This is a genomic window from Paracoccus sp. MC1854, assembly GCF_014164635.1.
Taxonomy (GTDB): domain Bacteria; phylum Pseudomonadota; class Alphaproteobacteria; order Rhodobacterales; family Rhodobacteraceae; genus Paracoccus.
Map to the genome: position 1 here is coordinate 98,700 of NZ_JACJFU010000005.1, position 18,722 is coordinate 117,421.

Sequence of the window (18,722 nt, forward strand, 5' to 3'; positions counted from 1 at the left end):
GCATCATGTCGCTTTCCGTCCATCTCGCCCGCCTTTCGCTTGCCCTTGCCGCGGCCCTCGCGCTTGCAGGTCCCGCCGCCGCGCAGGATACGGCCCCCCCCGCGCTTGCCGCCACGGAAGACGAAGGTCCGCTGCGGATCGAGATCACGGGCGGCCAGGTCGAGCCGATGCCGACCGCCGTCGCCCCCTTCTTCGACGAAGGGGGCGCGGGTGATCTGGCCGCTCGTATCCAGGCCGTGGTGACGGCCGACCTGACCGGCACCGACCTGTTCCGGGAAATCCCGGCCTCGGCCCATGTTGCCCAGCCCTCGGGCTTTGACGAGCCGGTGACATACCCTGACTGGCGGGCGGTCAATGCCGAGGCGCTGATCCTTGGCGCGGTCTCAGTCCAGGGCGGGCAGGTCACGGCCAAGTTCCGGCTGTTCGACGTCTTTTCCGGCCAGCCCCTGGGCGACGGGATGCAGTTCGACGCCCCCGAGGCGGGCTGGCGCCGCGTCGCCCACAAGGTCGCCGATCAGGTCTATGCCCGGATCACCGGGGAAGGCCCGTATTTCGACAGCCGCGTGACCTTTGTCTCGGAAACCGGCCCCAAGGATGCCCGGCTCAAGCGCATCGGGATCATGGATTACGACGGCGCGAACCCGATCTGGGTGACGGATGACAGCGCGCTGGTCGTCTCGCCCCGCTTCTCGCCCGACGGTAGCCAACTGCTTTACACCAGCTTCGGGAACGGGATGCCGCAGGTGATGCTGATGGACGTGGCCACCGTCCAGTCGCGCCCGCTGAAGCAGGAGGCGGGGACCATGAGCTTTGCGCCCCGCTTTTCCCCCGACAGCCGCTGGATCGTCTATTCGCGCGAACAGGGCGGCAATACCGACGTCTGGCAGATGGACGTGGCCACAGGGGCGGAACGGCCGCTGACGGAGACTTCGGCTATCGAGACCTCGCCCAGCTATTCGCCAGACGGCCGCCGGATCGTCTTCGAAAGCGACCAGTCGGGCAACCAGCAGATCTATGTCATCCCTGCCGACGGCTCGGGCGAACCGACGCGGATCAGCTTCGGCGACGGCAGCTACGGCACCCCCGCATGGTCGCCCACCGGCGACCTGATCGCCTTCACCAAGCGCAACGGCGACCGCTTCCATATCGGCGTGATGCGGCCGGACGGGACCGAGGAAAAGCTGTTGACCGAATCCTTTCTTGACGAGGGTCCGACCTGGGCCCCCAATGGCCGCGTCGTCATGTTCACGCGCCAGACGCCCGGCGGCGACGGCACCTCGCGCCTGCATTCGGTGGACGTGACCGGCCGGAACATGCGCCCGCTGTCGATCGAGGGCGCCGCCTCCGACCCCGACTGGGGACCGCTTTTGCCATGAGGAGCTTGCTGCCGATGAACGGCCTTCGCACCGCTGCCGCCGTGTTCCTGCTTGCGGGTCTGGGCGCCTGCGCCCAGACCCCGCCCATTGCAACGGTGACCGATCCCTACGCAGGCAGCCGCTATACCGGCACGCTGCCCGGCGGCACCCTTCCCGGCGCCAGCGCCGAGGATTTCCGCCGCATTGCCGGCGACACCGTCTGGTTCCCCGAAAACGATGCGGCGCTGGACGGCCGCGCGCGCGAGACGCTGGTGCGGCAGGCCGGCTGGCTTAAGCAGAACGGCAGCTTCTCGACCGTCATCGAGGGGCACGCGGACGAGCAGGGGACGCGGGAATACAACCTCGCGCTGGGGGCTCGGCGGGCCAGCGCGGTGCAGGAATACCTGGTCTCGCAGGGCGTGGACCGGGGACGCATCCGCACCAGTTCCTATGGCAAGGAGCGGCCCTTCGAGATCTGTTCCGATCCCGCCTGTCAGGCCCAGAACCGCCGGACCGTGACCGTTGTCACGCCGGGGGCGGGCGTCTGATGCTGCGCTCCCTTTGCTTTGGCGCGGCGCTTGCGCTGACGGCGCCGGTGCCGCTGCTGGCGCAGGATGCGGCTTTCGCGCCTGCGCCCGAGGGCCGCACGCTGGCCGACCTCAGGACCGACCTGCGGGCGGTCGCGGCCGAGTTGCGGGCGCTGCGGGCCGAGCTGAACGCCTCGGGCGCCGAGGGCTTCCGGGCGGCGGGCGGCGACAGCGCCATCGATCGCATGAACGCGATGGAGCGTGAGATCACCCGCCTGACCGGCGAGACCGAGCGGCTGAAGCACCGCATCGATGGCGTCACGCGCGACGGCACCAACCGCATCGGCGATATCGAGTTCCGCCTGTGCGAGATGGAGGAAGGCTGCGACCTGAGCGCCCTGACCACGCCCACCCTGGGCGAGGTGGATGTTTCCGGCGGGATGCTGCAGCCCGCGCTGGGCGCAGGCGGCCCGGCGGTGGCCCCCGCAGGCGACGCGCCGCTGACGGCGCAGGAACAGGTGGATCTCGACCGCGCCCGCGCGGCGATGCAGGACGGCGACTTCCTGCGCGCGGCCGATCTTTTCGGACGGTTCGCCGAAAGCCATGCCGGCAGCCCGGCTGCGACCGAGGCGCGCTATCTTCAGGGCGCGGCGCTGGACAGCGCGAACGATCCCAAGGGCGCGACCGCCGCCTGGCTGCAGGCCTTTGCCGCCGAACCCGCCGGTCCCCGCGCACCCGACGCGCTGCTGGGGCTGTCGCGGGTATCCGCCGCCGGGCGCCCCGCCTCGGAGGGCTGCGTCTACCTGGGCGAACTGGCGAACCGCTTTGCCGGCACGCCGCAGGCGGACGAGGCCGGGCGGCGCATGGTCGCGGCGGGCTGTCGGGCGGATGCCGGAACCGACCCGGCCGATGGCGGCTGAGCCGCAGGACCTGGTTTCCGCCGAACTCGACCGGCTGGCCGGCGATCTGCCGGCGCTGGGCATCGCCGTCTCGGGTGGCGGCGATTCGATGGCGCTGCTGCACATGGCCCATGCTTGGGGGACCGCGCGCGGGGTGCGGATCGAGGCCGCCACCGTCGATCACCGCTTGCGGGCGGAGTCTGCCACTGAGGCCGCCCATGTCGCGGCCATGGCGGCGGCGCTTGGGATTCCTCATGCGGTGCTGGCCTGGCGGCATCAGGGGGGGACAGGAAACCTCATGGATGCCGCACGCCGGGCGCGGCTGCGCCTTCTGGCTGACTGGGCGCGGGACGGGGGCCTTGGGGCCGTGGCGCTGGGACACACGCAGGACGACCAGGCCGAAACGCTGCTGATGCGGCTGGCGCGCGGCGCCGGCATCGACGGGCTTTCGGCGATGGCCGCCGCCCGCGATCACGATGGCATCCGCTGGATGCGGCCGATGCTGGGGCTGCGGCGGCCGGCCCTGCGGGAATGGCTCGCGCAGCGGAACGTCGGATGGATCGACGATCCGACCAACGAGGACGCCGCATATGACCGGGTGCGGGCGCGGCAGGCGATCCGGGCGCTGGAACTGCCGGTCGAGGCCCTCGCGCGGTCCGCGGCCCATCTGGCCGAGGCGCGGGCGGCGCTGGCAGAGGCTGCCGTCGCCGCGGCCGATGGCGTCGAGGCGGATCGCGGGACCCTGCGCCTGCCGCGCCGGGCGCTTTCCGCCAGCCCCGAGATCCGCCGCCGGCTGGTCACCGCGGCGCTGCGCTGGGTGACGGGGGCCGACTATCCGCCGCGCGGAGAGGATGTCGGTCGGCTGATCGGGACGCTGGCGGCGAGCGGGCAGGGGACACTGGACGGGGTAATCGCGCGGGTGAAGGGCGAGGCAGTGGAGTTCCTGCGCGAACCTGCAGCCGCGGTGCGAAGCGGGGCCGCCCGGCCGGAACCTTGCCCACCCGGTGTTCACGACGAAGGACGGGTGCACGGTGTTTCAGCCGGAAGGAACGAGGTGTTCTGGGACCGGCGCTGGCGGCTGACCGGGCTGCCTGATGGGGCTGTCGTGACGGCCGCGACCGAAGCGTCGCTTGCCGGCCGCGACTGGCGCGCATCGGGTCTGGCCCGCCTTGCGCTGGCGTCCTCGCCTGCCGTCCGCATCGACGGGCGGGTGATCCTGCCATTGCTCGACCCTTCCCCCGTCAGGGCGATGCCGCTGCGCGGGGTTCAGGATTTCCTCGCAATCCTGCGAGCGCATTGATACCCGGGCTCGCAATCCTTACTTTCACCCAAAGACTCTCATTCCCGCGGAGGACATGCCCTTGGGCAACGCGCGCAACCTCGCCTTCTGGGTGGTCCTGTTCCTGATGATCCTGGCGCTGTTCAACGCCTTCGGCGGCAACAGCGCCCAGATGAACAGCACCCAGATCGCCTATTCGGACTTCATCCAGCGGGTCGAGAACGATCAGGTCTCTGCCGCCACCATCGACGGCGAGACCGTCATCATCACCGGCACCGACGGCCGGCGCTATTCGACCGTGCGGCCGATCGGCGAGGATCTGGCCGACCGGCTGATCGACAAAGGCGTCGAGGTGAAGGTCGAACGCCAGCAGCAGTCGGGCTTCATGTCGCTCTTGGGCGTCTGGCTGCCCTTCATCCTGCTGATCGGCGTCTGGATCTTCATGATGAACCGGATGCAGGGCGGAGGCAAAGGCGGGGCCATGGGCTTTGGCAAGTCCAAGGCCAAGCTGCTGACCGAAAAGCACGGCCGCGTCACATTCGATGACGTGGCGGGCATCGACGAGGCCAAGGAGGAGCTTGAGGAGATCGTCGAGTTCCTGCGCAACCCGCAGAAGTTCTCTCGCTTGGGCGGAAAGATCCCCAAGGGCGCGTTGCTGGTGGGTCCTCCGGGCACCGGCAAGACCCTGCTTGCCCGCGCCATCGCGGGTGAGGCGGGGGTGCCGTTCTTCACCATCTCGGGTTCGGACTTCGTCGAGATGTTCGTGGGCGTCGGCGCCAGCCGTGTCCGCGACATGTTCGAGCAGGCGAAGAAATCGGCCCCCTGCATCGTCTTCATCGACGAGATCGACGCGGTGGGCCGTGCCCGTGGCGTCGGCATCGGCGGCGGCAACGACGAGCGCGAGCAGACGCTGAACCAGCTTCTGGTGGAAATGGACGGCTTCGAGGCGAACGAGGGGATCATCATCATCGCCGCCACGAACCGCAAGGACGTGCTGGACCCGGCGCTGCTGCGCCCCGGCCGCTTCGACCGCCAGATCCACGTGCCGAACCCGGACATCAAGGGGCGCGAGAAGATCCTGAACGTCCATGCCCGCAAGGTGCCGCAAGGCCCCGACGTGGACCTGCGGATCATCGCGCGCGGCACGCCGGGCTTTTCCGGCGCCGACCTGATGAACCTCGTGAACGAGGCCGCCCTGATGGCCGCGCGCATCGGGCGGCGGTTCGTCACGATGGAGGATTTCGAGAACGCCAAGGACAAGGTGATGCTGGGCGTGGAACGCCGCAGCATGGTCCTGACGCCCGAGCAGAAGGAAAAGACCGCCTATCACGAGGCAGGCCACGCCGTCGTCGGCCTGTCGCTGCCGAAATGCGATCCGGTCTACAAGGCCACGATCATCCCGCGTGGTGGCGCTCTTGGCATGGTCGTCAGCCTGCCCGAGGTGGACCGGCTGAACTATCACAAGGACGAGGCCAAGCAGAAGATCACCATGACCATGGCCGGCAAGGCCGCCGAGATCATCAAATATGGCGAGGAAGGCGTGTCGAACGGCCCGGCGGGCGACATCCAGCAGGCCAGTGCGCTGGCCCGCGCGATGGTGATGCGCTGGGGGATGTCGGACAAGGTCGGCGCGGTGGACTACGCCGAGGCGCATGAGGGCTATTCAGGCAACACCGGCGGTTTCTCGGTCTCGACCAAGACCAAGGAGCTGATCGAGCAGGAGGTCCGCGACCTGATCGAGGAGGGCTATCAGGAAGCCTACCGCATCCTGCTGGAAAAGGAGGTCGAGTTCGAGCGCCTCGCCAAGGGCCTCTTGGAATACGAGACCCTGACCGGCGAGGAGATCGGCAAGGTCATCCGTGGCGAGCAGCTTGGCGGCGACGACGACACGCCGAGTTCCGCGATCCCCGCGGTGCCCGCCGTGCCGCGCATCCCGCCGGCCAGCGGCGGCCCGGCTCCGGTGCCGACTGCCTGACCCTGCGAGAACCCCGGCCCTTCGGCCGGGGTTTGCCGTTTCAGGGCTTGATGCCGACGAAGAAATCGCGCTTCAGCCCGTTCCAGCCCGCGCCATAAGTCATGATCTCGGCAAATCCGCCGTGTTCGCGCATCTGCGCCAGGCACCAGTCGCGGTCGATCCGCAAGGGCAGCCGGTCGCGGTAATGCGCCTCGTCGGTATAGCCCATCTCGAAGAAGAACAGCTTGCGGGCCTTGGCCATCAGCGCCCGCAGCGAGCGGTGGACGGCCTCCGTGTCGTGCTTTTCGTAAAGCCATTGGTAGACGCTGAAGGTCGAGGCGACGTCATGTTCCGGCATCATGTCCGGGACCCAGGCCAGCGCGTCCCTGACCTGCAGGTCCAAATGGCGGTTATAGATATAGCTGTCCGCGACCCGGCCCATGTGGATGTCGTTCCTGGCCACGTCGATCCCCGAGGCCCGCAGGCCGAGGTCCGCCATGCGCTTGCAGAAGAAGCCGCTGTTGCAGCCGATGTCGATATAGGACTTCTGCCCTGCGTCCTGTAGGTCGAGGTGCCGGGCCACGAACTCGGCCATGATCCCGGCGCGGATGGCGCTGTCGGCCCGGATCGGATTGAGGCCGGCGAACTCGGGGAAATCGGCGTCGATGGGCTGGTAGATCTCGGGCGTGCCTGGGCTGGGGGCGGTGGCCACCAGCCGGTCGCGCAGGTGGGTGCGGGCCATCGCCTGCAGCCGTTCCGCGCACCCCTCGCAGACGGAAATCGTCCCGTCCCCGCCGGGCAGCCGGATCGTCACCGTGGCGTCCCCGTCAGCCATCAGGTCGCAGAGCTTGCGGATGCTCTGGATGTCCGCGCCTGCCTCGCGCAGCCGGTCCAGCTGCGCCGCCGAGGGGGTCGAGACGATGACCACATGGCCCTTGCCCGACAACGCAATCCAGTCCTCGGCAAAATCCTTGCCGAAGCGCTGCGCCTCGTCGAAAACGAAGGTCGAGGGGGCGGTCCCCTTGGCGCTGATGAAGGCCCGGATCTCGGCGGCATGGCCCTTGAAATCCACCCGCGCCTTGCGCCCGCTGCGGGCGTTGATGATGTCGTATTTTTCCAGCGCCGGCCGCACCGTCCCGCCGTCCAGCGTGGCGATCAGGAATGACCTTTGCCTGTGTTCGCGCAGGTCGGTGACGATGCGGATGACCTCGGTCGTCTTTCCGGCGCCCGCCGCCCCCGTCAGCACTGTCAGCGTCATGATTCTGTCATCCGGTCCTGTTGATCGGACGGAAACTGACGCTTTTCCGTCATGATGCAAGGGAGGAACCTGCCGGCCTTGCGCCGGCCCGGTGTTGGGGGCATGACGCGGCCCATGAGTGATGACCTGACGCAACTGCGCGACATGACCGCCCTGCGGGCCGCCATCGACGCGCTTGACCTCGACCTCGCGCGGCTGCTTGCCCGCCGCTCGCGCCTGATCGACCGCGCGGCCGAGATCAAGGCCGGCGCGGGCCTGCCCGCCCGCATCGACGAGCGGGTCGAGGAAGTGGCCGAGAAGGCCCGCCGCAACGCCGCGGCCACGGGCTACGACCCCGATCTGGCCGAGGCTCTGTGGCGCCTGATGATGGAACATTTCATCGCCCAGGAAGCCCGCCAACTGGGAGAAGCCGATGACGGCTGACCTGATCGACGGCAAGGCCACTGCCGCCGCCCTGCGCAGGCGCGTGGCCGAAGGGGTCGCCGCGCTGAAGGCCTGCCATGGCATCACGCCGGGCCTTGCCGTGGTGCTGGTGGGCGAGGACCCCGCCTCTGCGGTCTATGTCCGCAGCAAAGGCAAGGCGACGGTCGAAGCCGGGATGGAAAGCTTCCAGCACCGCCTGCCCGTGGATGCCTCGCAGCAGGACCTGCTGGCGCTGATCGCGCGGCTGAATGGCGATCCGGCGGTGAACGGCATCCTCGTGCAGCTTCCCTTGCCGAAGCACATGGACGAGGCGGCGGTCATCAATGCCATCGCGCCGGAAAAGGACGTGGACGGATTCACCGTGCTGAACGCCGGGCGGCTGGCCACCGGGCAGAAGGCGATGGTGCCCTGCACGCCGCTGGGCTGCCTGATGCTGCTGCGGGACCGGCTCGGCTCGCTCGTGGGCAGGGAGGCGCTGGTGATCGGGCGGTCGAACATCGTCGGCAAACCGATGGCGCAGCTTCTTCTGGCCGACAGCGCAACCGTGACCGTGGCCCATTCGCGGACCCGCGATCTGCCGGACCTGTGCCGCCGCGCCGAGATCGTCGTGGCTGCCGTGGGCCGGGCGCGCTTTGTGCAGGGCGACTGGATCAGGCCGGGCGCGACCGTGATCGACGTCGGCATCAACCGGACCGATGACGGGCTGGTCGGCGACGTGGACTTCGAGGCCGCGCGTCACGTGGCGGGCGCGATCACCCCGGTTCCGGGCGGCGTCGGCCCCATGACCATCGCCTGCCTGCTGGCGAACACGCTGACCGCCACGGCGCGGGTGAACGGGCTGCCGGAACCCGAGGGGCTGACGCCCTGATCCCCCGCCGCGTCAGGATTCTGGCTGCTTCTTGACGCTGCGGGCAGCCAGCCAATCGGTTGCGGCCATCAGCAGGCCCGAGAAGACGAAGACCACATGGATGATGACCAGCCACTTCAGTTCGCGGTCGTCCGGCGAAACGATGCCGGGACGTCCGACCTCCATGAACCGCTTGAGCAGATCGATGGCAGAGATCGCCACGATCGAGGCGATCAGCTTCATCTTCTGGCCCGCAAAATCGACCGTTCCCATCCATGAAGGCCGCGCCACGTCGAGGGGCACGTCCAGCCGCGACACGAAGTTCTCGTAGCCTGAAAATACCACGATCAGCAGCAGGTTCGCCGTCAATGTCAGGTCGCTCAGCGACAGCGCCGTGACGATGGCGGTTTCGGTTGTCATGGTCAGGGCTTGGGGCAGGTAGTGAAGGGTCTGGCGCAGGAAGACGACCAGCAGCATCCCCATGACCGCGACCAGCCCCAGATACATCGGCGCCAGCAGCCAGCGCGAGGCGGACAGCAGCCGCTCGAACCCCTTTTCCATGCCCGCGCGTCCTCGTCCGTTCCTTGGCGCAGATTAGCGGCGACCGGCAGGCCCGCAAGGCTTTCCGCTTGGGGCGATCTGGTCTAAACCAGCCCCGACCCACGCCCGAGGAGGCCGCCGCGCCATGAGATTCTTCGTCGATACCGCCGACATCGCCGCCATCCGCGAATTGCACGAACTGGGCATGGTGGACGGGGTCACGACCAACCCCTCGCTGATCCTGAAATCGGGCCGCGACATCGCCGAGGTCACGCGCGAGATCTGCGAGATGGTCCCCGGCCCCGTCAGCGCCGAGGTCGTGGCCGCCGACGCCGAGGGCATGATCCGCGAGGGCAAGCATCTGGCCGAGATCGCCCCCAACGTCACCGTCAAGGTGCCGCTGACCTGGGACGGGCTGAAAGCCTGCAAGGCGCTGACCGACGACGGCCACATGGTCAACGTCACGCTGTGCTTCACGGCGGCGCAGGCGATCCTCGCGGCCAAGGCGGGGGCGACCTTCATCAGCCCCTTCATCGGCCGGCTGGACGACATCGGCCTGGACGGGATGGAGCTGATCGCCGACATCCGCCGCATCTACGACAACTACGGCTACGAGACGAACCTGCTGGCCGCCTCGATCCGGTCGGTCAACCACATTATCGAATGCGCCCGCATCGGCGCCGATGTCATCACCGCGCCGCCCGCCGTCATCAAGGCCATGGCCAGCCACGTCCTGACCGACAAGGGGCTGGACCAGTTCAACGCCGACTGGGCCCGGACCGGCCAGAAGATCGGCCTGTGACCGGGGCTGCGGAACGCGCGGCCGCCGCGGCGCTGGATGGCGGCACCCGCGCCCGGCTGCTGGCCGAGCCTGCGCTGATCCTGCAGGACCGGGAACTGATGCGGGCGCTGGTCGCCGCACGCGAGGCCGAGTTCGGCGAGAATGTCATCGACATCCGCGGCCGCGCGATGGAGGCGCTGGAGCATCGGCTCGACCGGCTGGAATCGGTGCATGAAAGCGTGATCTCGGCGGCCTACGAGAACCAGGCCGGGACGCAGACGGTCCACCGCGCGGTGCTGGCGCTGCTGGAGCCGATGGATTTCGCGGCCTTCCTCGACATGCTGGAAACCGATGTGGCGCCGATCCTGCGGATCGAGACGCTGAAGCTGGTGATGGAAACGCAGGATCCGCCTGCACCGCCCTCCGCCGGCGCGTTGGTGGTGGTGCCCGCAGGGGCCGTCGGGCGGATGATCGCGGCGGGCCGCAGGGCGCCGCGCGGCGACGACATCGTGCTGCGCCGCGCCAGCGCCGAGACGCGGGCCGTCCATGGCGCCGAGGTCCGGTCCGAGGCGCTGCTGCCGCTGAACCTAGGGACGGGCCGCCCCCCGGCGCTGCTGGTGATGGGCTCGCTGGATGGCGGGCGGTTCTCGCCTGCGCATGGCACCGACCTGTTGCGATTCTTCGCGCAGGTGTTCCGGCTGGTCCTGATCGGCTGGCTCAGGGAATGAGCGGGCAGGGTCCAGTGCCGCTGGCGCTGGTCCCGGCCATGGCCGACGCGCTGGCCCGCTGGCTTGACAGCGAACGCGCGACCCGTGGCCGGTCGGACCACACGATCACCGCCTATCAGGGCGACCTGCTGGCCTTCCTGTCCTTTCTTGGCGGCTACCACGGTCAGCCCGCGCTGCCCCGGACGCTGGGGGGGCTTGTGCAGACCGACATCCGCGCCTTTGCCGCGGCCGAACGAGCGCGGGGCCTTTCGGCCCGCAGCCTCGCCCGCCGCCTGTCCGCCGTCCGCAGCTTCCTGCGCTGGATCAGCGACCGCGAGGGCTTCGACGCGAGCCGGGCGCTGTCCGCGCGCAGCCCCCGCTATCGCCGCAGCCTGCCGCGCCCGATCCCGGTGGAACAGGCCCGCGCCATCCTGGACCTCGCGGGCGAGCGGCACCCGACGCCATGGGTCTCGGCCCGCGACGTGGCGGTGCTGACGCTGCTTTACGGGCTGGGCCTGCGGATCAGCGAGGCGCTGGGGCTGGACGGCCGCGACTGGCCCTTCGGCGAATCACTGGTGATCTGCGGCAAGGGCGGACGCGAGCGGCTGGTCCCGGTCCTGCCCGCCGCGCGGGACGCTGTCACGGCTTACCTGCGGATATGCCCCTTTCCGCTGACGCCCGACGGGCCGCTGTTCTGCACGGTCAAGGGCAAGCGGCTTTACGCGGGCGCCATCTCGGGGGCGATGGTGGCCCTGCGCCAGTCGCTGGGCCTGCCCGAGACGGCCACCCCCCATGCGCTGCGCCACAGCTTTGCCACGCACCTGTTGGCGGCGGGGGGCGACCTGCGGACCATCCAGCAGCTTCTGGGCCATGCGAGCCTGTCCACAACGCAGGTCTATACCGGCGTCGATGACGCGCATCTGCTGGCTGTCCATCGCGCCGCCCATCCGCGGCGCTAGGGCTTATTCGCTTGCGCGGGGCTGGTCGGGAGCCTGGACGATGGGGCTGGTCTCGGCCCCCCGACCATAGGTGGCCCAGTCGGCGCCCGAGGGCGGCTGCGGCAGTTCGCTCCGCTTCCACGACAGGTGCATATGCGCCTTGCCGACATAAAGCCCGGTGATCGGCGAGGTCATGAAGACGAACAGCGCGATCAGCAGCTCGTGCCAGCTCAACTGGCCGTGATGGGTCCAGAAATAGGCAATCGAGGCGATCAGGACCGATCCCACCCCCAGCGTCGCCGCCTTGGTCGGCCCGTGCAGCCGCGTCATCATGTCGGGCAGCCGAACCAGCCCCCAGGCACCGACAAGGCCGAAGAAGCCGCCCGCCACCAGCAGAAAGGCGATGAGGATATCCGCAAGCCAGATCATTCGATGATGTCCCCCCGCAGGATGAACTTGGCGAAGGCCACGGTCGAGACGAAGCCGAAGAGCGCAAACAGCATCGAGGTCTCGAAATAGACCGTGGTGCCGCGCTGGATGCCGAACAGCGTGATCAGCGCGATCATGTTGATCGTCATCGTGTCCAGCGCCAGCACCCGGTCGCTGAAGCCCGGCGCCCGCATCAGCCGGTAAAGGCAGAGGATCTGCGCCAGCGCGAAGCAGCCGAAGGCGAACCACAGGGCAAGAGCGAGGATGCTCAACGGAAGATCTCCTGCAGGCGGGCCTCGTAGCGGGTCTTGATCTCGTCGATCGTGGCGGCCGGGTCGGGGCAGTGCAGCGCATGGACCAGCAGGGCCGATCCGTCCTCGGCCATGTCGCAACTGACGGTGCCGGGGGTCAGGGTGATGGTGCCCATCAAAACGGCGATGGCTTCGGGCACGGTCAGGTCCAGCGGCACCACCAGCCAGGCGGGCTGCAACTCGGCCTTGGGCATGAACAGCACGATCCGCGCCACGTCGATATTGGCCTTGACGATGTCGTGGATGACGATGCCCAGATAGCCGGGGATGCGGGTGGCGCGGATGCTGGCGCGGCGAGGCCAGTAGGGGGCGGTCACGACTGGAATCAGCAGCCCCAGAACGGCCGCGAAGACCACCGAGCCCCAGGCGAAGCGGTTGACCAGCAGCATCCAGACCAGCGCCACCACCAGCGACAGGACCGGATGGGGAAGGATGCGGCGGATCATTTCACCCCCTCCTGTCCGACCAGCACGGCCTCGATGTAAGGGGCAGGGTTCATCAGTTGGCGGGCGGTGGCATCGGCATAGCGCATCATCGGCCCTGCAAGCACGGTGAGCGCCACCATGCCCGCGATCAGTGCCCCCGTCGCCGTCAGCGCCAGCCCGGCCGAGGGGAAGGTCCGGTCATGCGGCGGCTCGTCGGGTTCCTGCCGGTCGGGCAGGAAGTCCTCGGCCGCATGGGCCTTCCAGAAGACCAGCGAGCCCGCGCGGGCCAGCCCGACAATGGCGAAGATCGAGGTGACGAGGACGATGCCCCAGATCACCGCCGTGCCTTCTCCGTTCCGCACCGCCTGCAGCACTGCCAGCTTGCCGAGAAAGCCCGACAGCGGCGGCAGGCCCGCCATCCCGATGGCGGCCGCGAAATACAGCGCGGCGACGATCCCCGCCTGCAGGATGGGCGGGGCGGGGCGCAGCCACAGGCTCGCGTCACGCCGCCTTGTGCCGATCAGGTCCACCGCCAGGAACAGCGCCGCCGAGGCCAGCGTCGAATGGACGAGATACCAGATCCCCGCCGTCAGACCGGGTAGCCGGAACTGCGCCACCGCGATCATCAGCGTGCCGACCGACCCCAGCGCCGCGAAGGCTGCCATCCGTCCCATGTGGCGCGAGCCGAGAACGCCCAACTGCCCCACGATCAGCGTGACAAGGGCCGCGGGCAGCAGGATGTCGGCGGCGAAACGCTCGATCACGCTGTCGGCGGGGAAGACCAGGGTGAAGAAGCGGATGATGCCGTAAACGCCAACCTTGGTCATGATCGCGAACAGCGCCGCGACGGGACCGGGCGCGCGGGCATAGGTCGCGGGCAGCCAGAAATGCAGCGGCACCAGCGCCGCCTTGATCGCGAAGACCAGCATCAGCAGCACCGCGCCCACGCGCAGCACCGCCGTGTCGGTCGCGGGCATCTGCGCCACGCGCATCGCCATGTCGGCCATGTTCAGCGTGCCGGTCGCGGAATAGATCGTCCCCAGCGCGGCGAGGAACAGAGACGATCCGGCGAGGTTGTAGACGACATATTGCACGCCCGCGCGCAGCCGCAGCTCTCCGCCCGCCTGGATCATCAGCCCGTAGCTGGCGATCAGCAGGATTTCGAAGAAGACGAAGAGATTGAAGGCGTCGCCGGTCAGGAAAGCGCCGTTGACGCCCATCAACTGGAACTGCCACAGCGCATGAAAATGCTTGCCCCTGCGGTCCCAGCCCGAACCGATGGCGTAAAGCTGCACCAGCAGCCCCACCACCCCCGTCAGCACCAGCATCAGCGCCGCCAGCCGGTCCAGCATCAGCACGATGCCGAAGGGCGCGGCCCAGTTTCCCAGCCGATAGACCTGCACGTCCCCGCCCATCGCCTGCAGCATCAGCCAGAGCGCGAGCAGCAGTTGCCCCGCGGTCGCGGCGGTGCTGAAGACGCGCTGCAGAAGCAGGTCCTGCCGCATCGCCAGGACGATCAGCGGGCCGACGAAGGCTGGCAGGACGACCGGGATGACAAGCCAGTGGTTCATGGGCGCGGCCCCTTGCGGTCGCGGCCGGGCAGGTCGATGCGGTCGTCGCCGCCCTCGATGAAAGCGCCCAGCGCCATCATCAACGTGACCGCCGTCATCCCGAAGGAAATGACGATGGCGGTCAGCACCAGTGCCTGCGGCAGCGGGTCGGTATAGCCCGGCGCGGCATCATTCAGGATCGGCGGAAGGTCGATCACCAGCCGCCCCGTCGCGAACAGGAACAGGTTGGTGGCATAGCTCAGCAGCGTCATCCCCACGATCACCGCGAAGCTGCGCTTGCGAAGGGTCAGGTAGACTCCGGCGGCGGTCAGGGTGCCGATGGCCGAGGCGATCAGGACCTCCATCTCAGCGGCCTCCCTCCTGCCGGAAATCCATGGGATGCGCGTTGACGCTTTCTCCCGCCGCCCGCGCGATGCGCGACAGCGAGTTCAGCGCCAGCATCACCGCCCCCACGACCGCCAGGAAGACGCCGGTGTCGAAGCCCATGGCCGTGGCCCATTCGACCGGCTCGACGCCCGCCAGATGGACATAGCCGAAGGCCGAGGTCAGGAACGGCTGGCCCGCGAACCATGCGCCCCCGCCGGTAATCCCGGCCGCCAGCACCCCAAGCGCGATCAGCGCGTGATAGGGGATGTTCTGCCGTTCCATCGCCCAGGCATAGCCCGAGGCCATGTATTGCATGACCAGCGCGACCGACACGACAAGGCCGGCGATGAAACCGCCGCCCGGCGCGTTGTGGCCGCGCAGGAAGATATAGATGCCCACCACGAAGGACAGCGGCAGCAGCACCCGCGTCGCCACCACCAGCATCAGCGGATGGCGGTCGCCCGCGCGGCGCATGTCATGGGTCCAGCCCCGCAGCCGGGCGGATGCGCGGCCGCCCAGCAGCGCCTCGGTCATGGCGAAGATAGCCAGCCCGGCAATGCCCAGCACGGTAATCTCGCCATAGGTGTCAAAGCCGCGGAAATCGACCAGGATCACGTTGACGACATTGTCGCCGCCGCCAAGCCTGTAGCTGTTCTCGACCATGTAGCCCGAGATCGAGGGGAAGGCGAAGTCGCGCCGCATGATGGCATAGGACAACGCGCCAACACCCAGCCCGGCCAGAGTCGCCACAAAGGCATCCGCCCCGCGCTTGGCGTTGCCGGTGTCCAGCACAGTGCGCTTGGGCAGGAAATTCAGCGCCAGCAGCATCAGGATAACGGTGACGACCTCGACCGTGATCTGTGTCAGCGCGAGATCGGGGGCCGAGAAATAGACAAAGGTGCAGGACACGATCAGCCCGACAATGCCCACAAGCACCAGCGCGAGGATGCGCCGCCGGTGCAGCGTGACCAGCGTCCCCACAGCCACCAGCATCATCACCCAGCCCATCAGCGCGACGGGCGTGACCGGCAGCATCGGCCTCGGCTCGGGGCGGGCGAGGCCGGTGTGCCAGGCGGCGAAGCCGCAGATCACGCAGGTCAGCATCAGCAGCGACAGGGCGCGCGACATCGAGCCATTGGTGAAGCTTTCGCTGAAGTCGCGGGCGATGCGAGCGATGCCGCCCTCGATCCCGTCGAAGATGCGCTTGGCGTCGGGACGCGGCAGACGCAGGCGGGCGGACTCGGCCGGGCGCCACAGCGCCAGCAGCAGCGCGCCGCCGGCGATCGCGACGACCGACATCATCAGCGCGGGCGTGACGCCGTGCCACAAGGTGAAATGCGGATGCTGCGGCGCCTGGGTGACGGCGGCGCCCGCGGCGGCGACCAGCCAGCCGACGGTCGCGTTCGGAAACAGCCCGGTGACGACGACCAGCGCCACCAGCAGTGCCGGGCCGGACCACAGGCCCGGCTCGGGGTCGTGGGGCGCGTGGGGATAGTCCTGACGCCTTGGCCCGAGGAAAACATGGGCCACCAGCCGCAGCGAATAAGCGACCGAGACCAGCGCCGCCAGCGTCGCGCCATAGGGGATCACCCATTCGAGGCCGTGCCAGCTTTGCGCGGCCGCTTCCTCAAGCATCATCTCTTTCGACAGGAAGCCGTTGAAGGGCGGCACGCCCGCCATCGACAGCGAGGCGATCAGCACCAGCCCGAAGGTCAGCGGCATCAACACGCGCAGGCCGCCCAGCCGTTGGATGGATCGCGTGTGCGCCGCGTGGTCGATGATGCCCGCGCACATGAACAGCGCGGCCTTGAAGGTGGCATGGGCCACGATGTGGAACATCGCGGCGACGGCGGCCTTTTCGGTGCCGAAGCCCAGAAGCATGGTGATGAGGCCCAGATGGCTGACCGTCGAATAGGCCAGCAGGCCCTTGAGGTCGTCCTGGAACAGCGCGATCACCCCCCCGACCATCATGGTGACAAGGCCCGTGGTGGCAACGATCCCGAACCACTCGGGCGTGCCCGCCAGCACCGGCCAGAGCCGCGCCATCAGGAAGATCCCGGCCTTCACCATCGTGGCCGAATGCAGGTAGGCGCTGACCGGCGTGGGCGCGGCCATGGCGCGCGGCAGCCAGAAATGGAACGGGAACTGCGCCGACTTGGTGAAGGCCCCGAGCAGGATCAGCAGCAGCGCCGGCAGGTAGAGGTCCGATCCCTGGATCGCCTCGCGCTGGGCGATGATCTCGGACAGGCGATACGATCCCGCGACCTGCCCCAGCATCAGGCAGCCCGCGATCATCGCAAGGCCGCCCAGCGCAGTCACGGTCAGCGCCATGCGGGCGCCCTGCCGCCCCTCGGGCAGGTGCTTCCAGAAGCCGATCAGCAGAAAGGACGAGAGCGACGTCAGTTCCCAGAAGACGAGCATCATCAGGATGTTGTCTGACAGCACGATGCCCGTCATCGCGCCCTGGAACAGCATCAGGTAGGTGAAGAACGGCCCCGCCGCGTCCTGTTCCGACAGGTAGAAGCGGGCATAGAGGATGATGAGCAGCCCGATCCCGAGGATGAGGATGCCGAAGAGAAGCCCCAGCCCGTCGATCATGAAATCCGCGTTCAGCCCGACCTGCGGCATCCACGCCAGCTGGGCGGTAATCAGCTCTCCGGCCATGATCGCGGGGATGTGCAGGAGCAGTCCCAGAAGCGTAAGCGCGGTGACGGTCCCACAGGCGATGGCGGCGGCGTTGCGGCCGGAACGGACCATGAGGCCGGGCAACAGGGCGCCAAGGAACGGCAGGACGGCGATCAGTGCTGGGGACATGGGCTCTCCAGATTTGAACGGGTGTCCCAAGCGGGTGCCCGGCTGTCAAGCAACTGACGAAATCGGCTAGGCGATGTTCGCGCTTCGTGCTAGCCCTTTGGGAAAGCAGGCCGAAGGGACGGGCATGAAGGTTCTGGGCATCGACCCCGGTCTGGTCAACATGGGCTGGGGGATCATCGTCGCCGATGGCTCGCGCCTGCGGCATGTGGCGAACGGGATCATCCGGTCGGACAGCAAGGGGTTGGCCGCGCGGCTCTGCGACCTGCACCGGGGGCTGGTGGCGGTGATCGCGGCGCATGCGCCCGACGCGGCGGCGGTGGAGCAGACCTTCGTCAACAAGGACGCGGTCGGGACCCTGAAGCTGGGGCAGGCGCGGGGGGTGGCGCTGCTGGCGCCCGCGCAGGCGGGGATCGAGGTCGGGGAATATGCGCCCAACGCCGTGAAGAAGGCGATCGTCGGCGTGGGCCACGCGCAGAAGCAGCAGGTGGAACACATGGTCCGCTTCCAGTTGCCGGGGGTCGAGCTTGCGGGACCGGATGCGGCGGATGCGCTGGCCATCGCCATCTGCCACGCCCGCCACCTGCAGAGCCGCAGCCTTCGCATCAAGGTCGTCGCATGATCGGGCGGATTGCCGGGCTGATCCTGCACCGCGCCGCTGACCACGTGCTGATCGACGTGCGCGGCGTGGGCTATATCGTCCATGTCAGCGAGCGCACGGCAGCGGGCCTGCCTCCGGTCGGGCAGGCGGCGGCTTTATATACCGACCTTCTGGTGCGCGAGGACCTGCTGCAGCTTTTCGGCTTTCCGACGCTGCTGGAAAAGGAATGGCACCGGCTGCTGACCTCGGTTCAGGGCATTGGAGCGAAGGCCTCGCTGGCGATCCTCGGATCGCTGGGACCGGAGGGGCTGGGCCGCGCCATTGCCCTGGGCGACTGGGCGGCGGTGCGCCGCGCGCCGGGGGTGGGGCCGAAGCTCGCGCAGCGGGTGGTGCTGGAACTGAAGGACAAGGCGCCCGGCATCATCGCGATGGGCGGCGCGCTGACGGTGGACGCGGGTGCCGTGCTGGATGCGGACGAGCCGGGCATCGAGCCCGCTGCCGCGCCGACCTCTGCGCCTGCGTGGAACGCCGGTTCAGCGGCGGCCTCGGCCGATGCGCTGTCGGCACTGACGAACCTTGGCTATGGTCCGTCCGAGGCAGCGAGTGCCGTGGCCGAGGCCGCCGCGCGGGAACCCGGCGCCGGCACCGCCGCGTTGATCCGCGCGGCGCTCAAGTCTCTGGCGCCCAAGGAATAAGGGGG

General features: G+C 68.7%; 20 protein-coding genes. 12 read left to right on the plus strand and 8 right to left on the minus strand.

Annotated features, from left to right (window positions below):
* Positions 1 to 5: 5 nt before the first annotated feature.
* From tolB to ftsH, 5 genes are all read left to right on the plus strand, one after another.
* Positions 6 to 1,376 carry a Tol-Pal system beta propeller repeat protein TolB gene (gene tolB / locus H5395_RS06165; protein WP_182791663.1) on the plus strand — a complete coding sequence of 457 codons (1,371 nt, stop codon included), beginning with the start codon at positions 6 to 8 and terminating at the stop codon, positions 1,374 to 1,376.
* A 14-nt stretch (positions 1,377 to 1,390) separates the two neighbouring features.
* Positions 1,391 to 1,903 carry an OmpA family protein gene (locus H5395_RS06170; protein WP_182791664.1) on the plus strand — a complete coding sequence of 171 codons (513 nt, stop codon included), beginning with the start codon at positions 1,391 to 1,393 and terminating at the stop codon, positions 1,901 to 1,903.
* Entirely contained in the window at positions 1,903 to 2,802 is a 900-nt protein-coding gene (locus tag H5395_RS06175; protein WP_182791665.1) for a tol-pal system protein, read from the plus strand. Before H5395_RS06170 ends, H5395_RS06175 begins: the two co-directional genes overlap by 1 nt.
* Positions 2,792 to 4,081, plus strand: coding sequence for a tRNA lysidine(34) synthetase TilS (gene tilS, locus H5395_RS06180; protein WP_182791667.1), 1,290 nt, complete (start codon positions 2,792 to 2,794; stop codon positions 4,079 to 4,081). The genes H5395_RS06175 and tilS overlap by 11 nt, the downstream gene beginning before the upstream one ends.
* A gap of 61 nt (positions 4,082 to 4,142) precedes the next feature.
* Positions 4,143 to 6,035, plus strand: coding sequence for an ATP-dependent zinc metalloprotease FtsH (gene ftsH / locus H5395_RS06185; protein WP_304612825.1), 1,893 nt, complete (start codon positions 4,143 to 4,145; stop codon positions 6,033 to 6,035).
* Positions 6,036 to 6,075: 40 nt separating this feature from the next.
* Here the strand turns inward: ftsH and H5395_RS06190 are convergent, their stop codons facing one another.
* Positions 6,076 to 7,272, minus strand: coding sequence for a DNA/RNA helicase domain-containing protein (locus H5395_RS06190; protein WP_182791670.1), 1,197 nt, complete (start codon positions 7,270 to 7,272; stop codon positions 6,076 to 6,078).
* Positions 7,273 to 7,386: 114 nt separating this feature from the next.
* On the opposite strand from H5395_RS06190, the gene H5395_RS06195 reads away from it, so the two are divergent.
* Complete coding sequence (locus H5395_RS06195; RefSeq protein ID WP_182791671.1) at positions 7,387 to 7,695, plus strand: chorismate mutase; 309 nt, start codon at positions 7,387 to 7,389, stop codon at positions 7,693 to 7,695.
* Positions 7,685 to 8,563 (plus strand): bifunctional methylenetetrahydrofolate dehydrogenase/methenyltetrahydrofolate cyclohydrolase FolD, encoded by an 879-nt coding sequence (gene folD, locus H5395_RS06200; protein ID WP_182791672.1) that lies wholly within the window; start codon positions 7,685 to 7,687, stop codon positions 8,561 to 8,563. Before H5395_RS06195 ends, folD begins: the two co-directional genes overlap by 11 nt.
* A gap of 12 nt (positions 8,564 to 8,575) precedes the next feature.
* Here the strand turns inward: folD and H5395_RS06205 are convergent, their stop codons facing one another.
* The gene (locus tag H5395_RS06205) at positions 8,576 to 9,103 is read right to left on the minus strand and encodes a TIGR00645 family protein (protein ID WP_182791673.1); all 528 of its coding nucleotides are present in this window, start codon (positions 9,101 to 9,103) and stop codon (positions 8,576 to 8,578) included.
* A gap of 124 nt (positions 9,104 to 9,227) precedes the next feature.
* Between H5395_RS06205 and fsa the strand changes: the two genes are divergently transcribed.
* The 3 genes from fsa to H5395_RS06220 are packed head-to-tail and all read left to right on the plus strand — an operon-like array spanning position 9,228 to position 11,529.
* On the plus strand, positions 9,228 to 9,884 hold the full coding sequence (gene fsa / locus H5395_RS06210) for a fructose-6-phosphate aldolase (RefSeq protein WP_182791675.1): 657 nt from the start codon (positions 9,228 to 9,230) through the stop codon (positions 9,882 to 9,884).
* A complete protein-coding gene (locus H5395_RS06215; RefSeq protein WP_234450762.1) occupies positions 9,881 to 10,591 on the plus strand; it encodes a DUF484 family protein in 711 nt (236 codons plus the stop codon). Before fsa ends, H5395_RS06215 begins: the two co-directional genes overlap by 4 nt.
* On the plus strand, positions 10,588 to 11,529 hold the full coding sequence (locus H5395_RS06220) for a tyrosine recombinase XerC (protein ID WP_182791676.1): 942 nt from the start codon (positions 10,588 to 10,590) through the stop codon (positions 11,527 to 11,529). The genes H5395_RS06215 and H5395_RS06220 overlap by 4 nt, the downstream gene beginning before the upstream one ends.
* Before the next feature lie 3 nt (positions 11,530 to 11,532).
* On the opposite strand, the gene H5395_RS06225 is transcribed toward H5395_RS06220, so the two are convergent.
* From H5395_RS06225 to H5395_RS06250, 6 genes are read right to left on the minus strand one after another with little or no spacing between them, the layout of a single operon-like run.
* The gene (locus tag H5395_RS06225; RefSeq protein WP_182791677.1) at positions 11,533 to 11,937 is read right to left on the minus strand and encodes a Na+/H+ antiporter subunit G; all 405 of its coding nucleotides are present in this window, start codon (positions 11,935 to 11,937) and stop codon (positions 11,533 to 11,535) included.
* Positions 11,934 to 12,203, minus strand: coding sequence for a K+/H+ antiporter subunit F (locus H5395_RS06230; RefSeq protein WP_182791790.1), 270 nt, complete (start codon positions 12,201 to 12,203; stop codon positions 11,934 to 11,936). The genes H5395_RS06225 and H5395_RS06230 overlap by 4 nt, the downstream gene beginning before the upstream one ends.
* Before the next feature lie 2 nt (positions 12,204 to 12,205).
* On the minus strand, positions 12,206 to 12,694 hold the full coding sequence (locus H5395_RS06235) for a Na+/H+ antiporter subunit E (RefSeq protein WP_182791678.1): 489 nt from the start codon (positions 12,692 to 12,694) through the stop codon (positions 12,206 to 12,208).
* A complete protein-coding gene (locus H5395_RS06240) occupies positions 12,691 to 14,244 on the minus strand; it encodes a monovalent cation/H+ antiporter subunit D (protein WP_182791680.1) in 1,554 nt (517 codons plus the stop codon). Before H5395_RS06240 ends, H5395_RS06235 begins: the two co-directional genes overlap by 4 nt.
* Positions 14,241 to 14,588, minus strand: coding sequence for a Na+/H+ antiporter subunit C (locus H5395_RS06245; protein ID WP_182791681.1), 348 nt, complete (start codon positions 14,586 to 14,588; stop codon positions 14,241 to 14,243). Before H5395_RS06245 ends, H5395_RS06240 begins: the two co-directional genes overlap by 4 nt.
* A 1-nt stretch (position 14,589) precedes the next feature.
* Positions 14,590 to 17,424 carry a monovalent cation/H+ antiporter subunit A gene (locus H5395_RS06250; protein WP_182791682.1) on the minus strand — a complete coding sequence of 945 codons (2,835 nt, stop codon included), beginning with the start codon at positions 17,422 to 17,424 and terminating at the stop codon, positions 14,590 to 14,592.
* A gap of 124 nt (positions 17,425 to 17,548) precedes the next feature.
* Here H5395_RS06250 and ruvC point away from each other — a divergent pair, with 124 nt between their 5' ends.
* Positions 17,549 to 18,043: a crossover junction endodeoxyribonuclease RuvC gene (gene ruvC / locus H5395_RS06255; protein ID WP_182791684.1), complete on the plus strand. Its 495-nt coding sequence runs from the start codon at positions 17,549 to 17,551 to the stop codon at positions 18,041 to 18,043.
* Entirely contained in the window at positions 18,040 to 18,717 is a 678-nt protein-coding gene (gene ruvA, locus H5395_RS06260) for a Holliday junction branch migration protein RuvA (protein WP_182791685.1), read from the plus strand. The genes ruvC and ruvA overlap by 4 nt, the downstream gene beginning before the upstream one ends.
* The last annotated feature ends 5 nt before the right edge of the window (positions 18,718 to 18,722 follow it).

Coding starts and splice junctions, on each gene's coding strand:
- tolB (WP_182791663.1), top strand. CDS start 6: ATGTCGCTTTCCGTCCATCTCGCCCGCCTTTCGCTTGCCCTTGCCGCG.
- H5395_RS06170 (WP_182791664.1), top strand. CDS start 1,391: ATGAACGGCCTTCGCACCGCTGCCGCCGTGTTCCTGCTTGCGGGTCTG.
- H5395_RS06175 (WP_182791665.1), top strand. CDS start 1,903: ATGCTGCGCTCCCTTTGCTTTGGCGCGGCGCTTGCGCTGACGGCGCCG.
- tilS (WP_182791667.1), top strand. CDS start 2,792: ATGGCGGCTGAGCCGCAGGACCTGGTTTCCGCCGAACTCGACCGGCTG.
- H5395_RS06190 (WP_182791670.1), bottom strand. CDS start 7,272: ATGACGCTGACAGTGCTGACGGGGGCGGCGGGCGCCGGAAAGACGACC.
- H5395_RS06195 (WP_182791671.1), top strand. CDS start 7,387: ATGAGTGATGACCTGACGCAACTGCGCGACATGACCGCCCTGCGGGCC.
- folD (WP_182791672.1), top strand. CDS start 7,685: ATGACGGCTGACCTGATCGACGGCAAGGCCACTGCCGCCGCCCTGCGC.
- H5395_RS06205 (WP_182791673.1), bottom strand. CDS start 9,103: ATGGAAAAGGGGTTCGAGCGGCTGCTGTCCGCCTCGCGCTGGCTGCTG.
- fsa (WP_182791675.1), top strand. CDS start 9,228: ATGAGATTCTTCGTCGATACCGCCGACATCGCCGCCATCCGCGAATTG.
- H5395_RS06220 (WP_182791676.1), top strand. CDS start 10,588: ATGAGCGGGCAGGGTCCAGTGCCGCTGGCGCTGGTCCCGGCCATGGCC.
- H5395_RS06225 (WP_182791677.1), bottom strand. CDS start 11,937: ATGATCTGGCTTGCGGATATCCTCATCGCCTTTCTGCTGGTGGCGGGC.
- H5395_RS06235 (WP_182791678.1), bottom strand. CDS start 12,694: ATGATCCGCCGCATCCTTCCCCATCCGGTCCTGTCGCTGGTGGTGGCG.
- H5395_RS06240 (WP_182791680.1), bottom strand. CDS start 14,244: ATGAACCACTGGCTTGTCATCCCGGTCGTCCTGCCAGCCTTCGTCGGC.
- H5395_RS06245 (WP_182791681.1), bottom strand. CDS start 14,588: ATGGAGGTCCTGATCGCCTCGGCCATCGGCACCCTGACCGCCGCCGGA.
- H5395_RS06250 (WP_182791682.1), bottom strand. CDS start 17,424: ATGTCCCCAGCACTGATCGCCGTCCTGCCGTTCCTTGGCGCCCTGTTG.
- ruvC (WP_182791684.1), top strand. CDS start 17,549: ATGAAGGTTCTGGGCATCGACCCCGGTCTGGTCAACATGGGCTGGGGG.
- ruvA (WP_182791685.1), top strand. CDS start 18,040: ATGATCGGGCGGATTGCCGGGCTGATCCTGCACCGCGCCGCTGACCAC.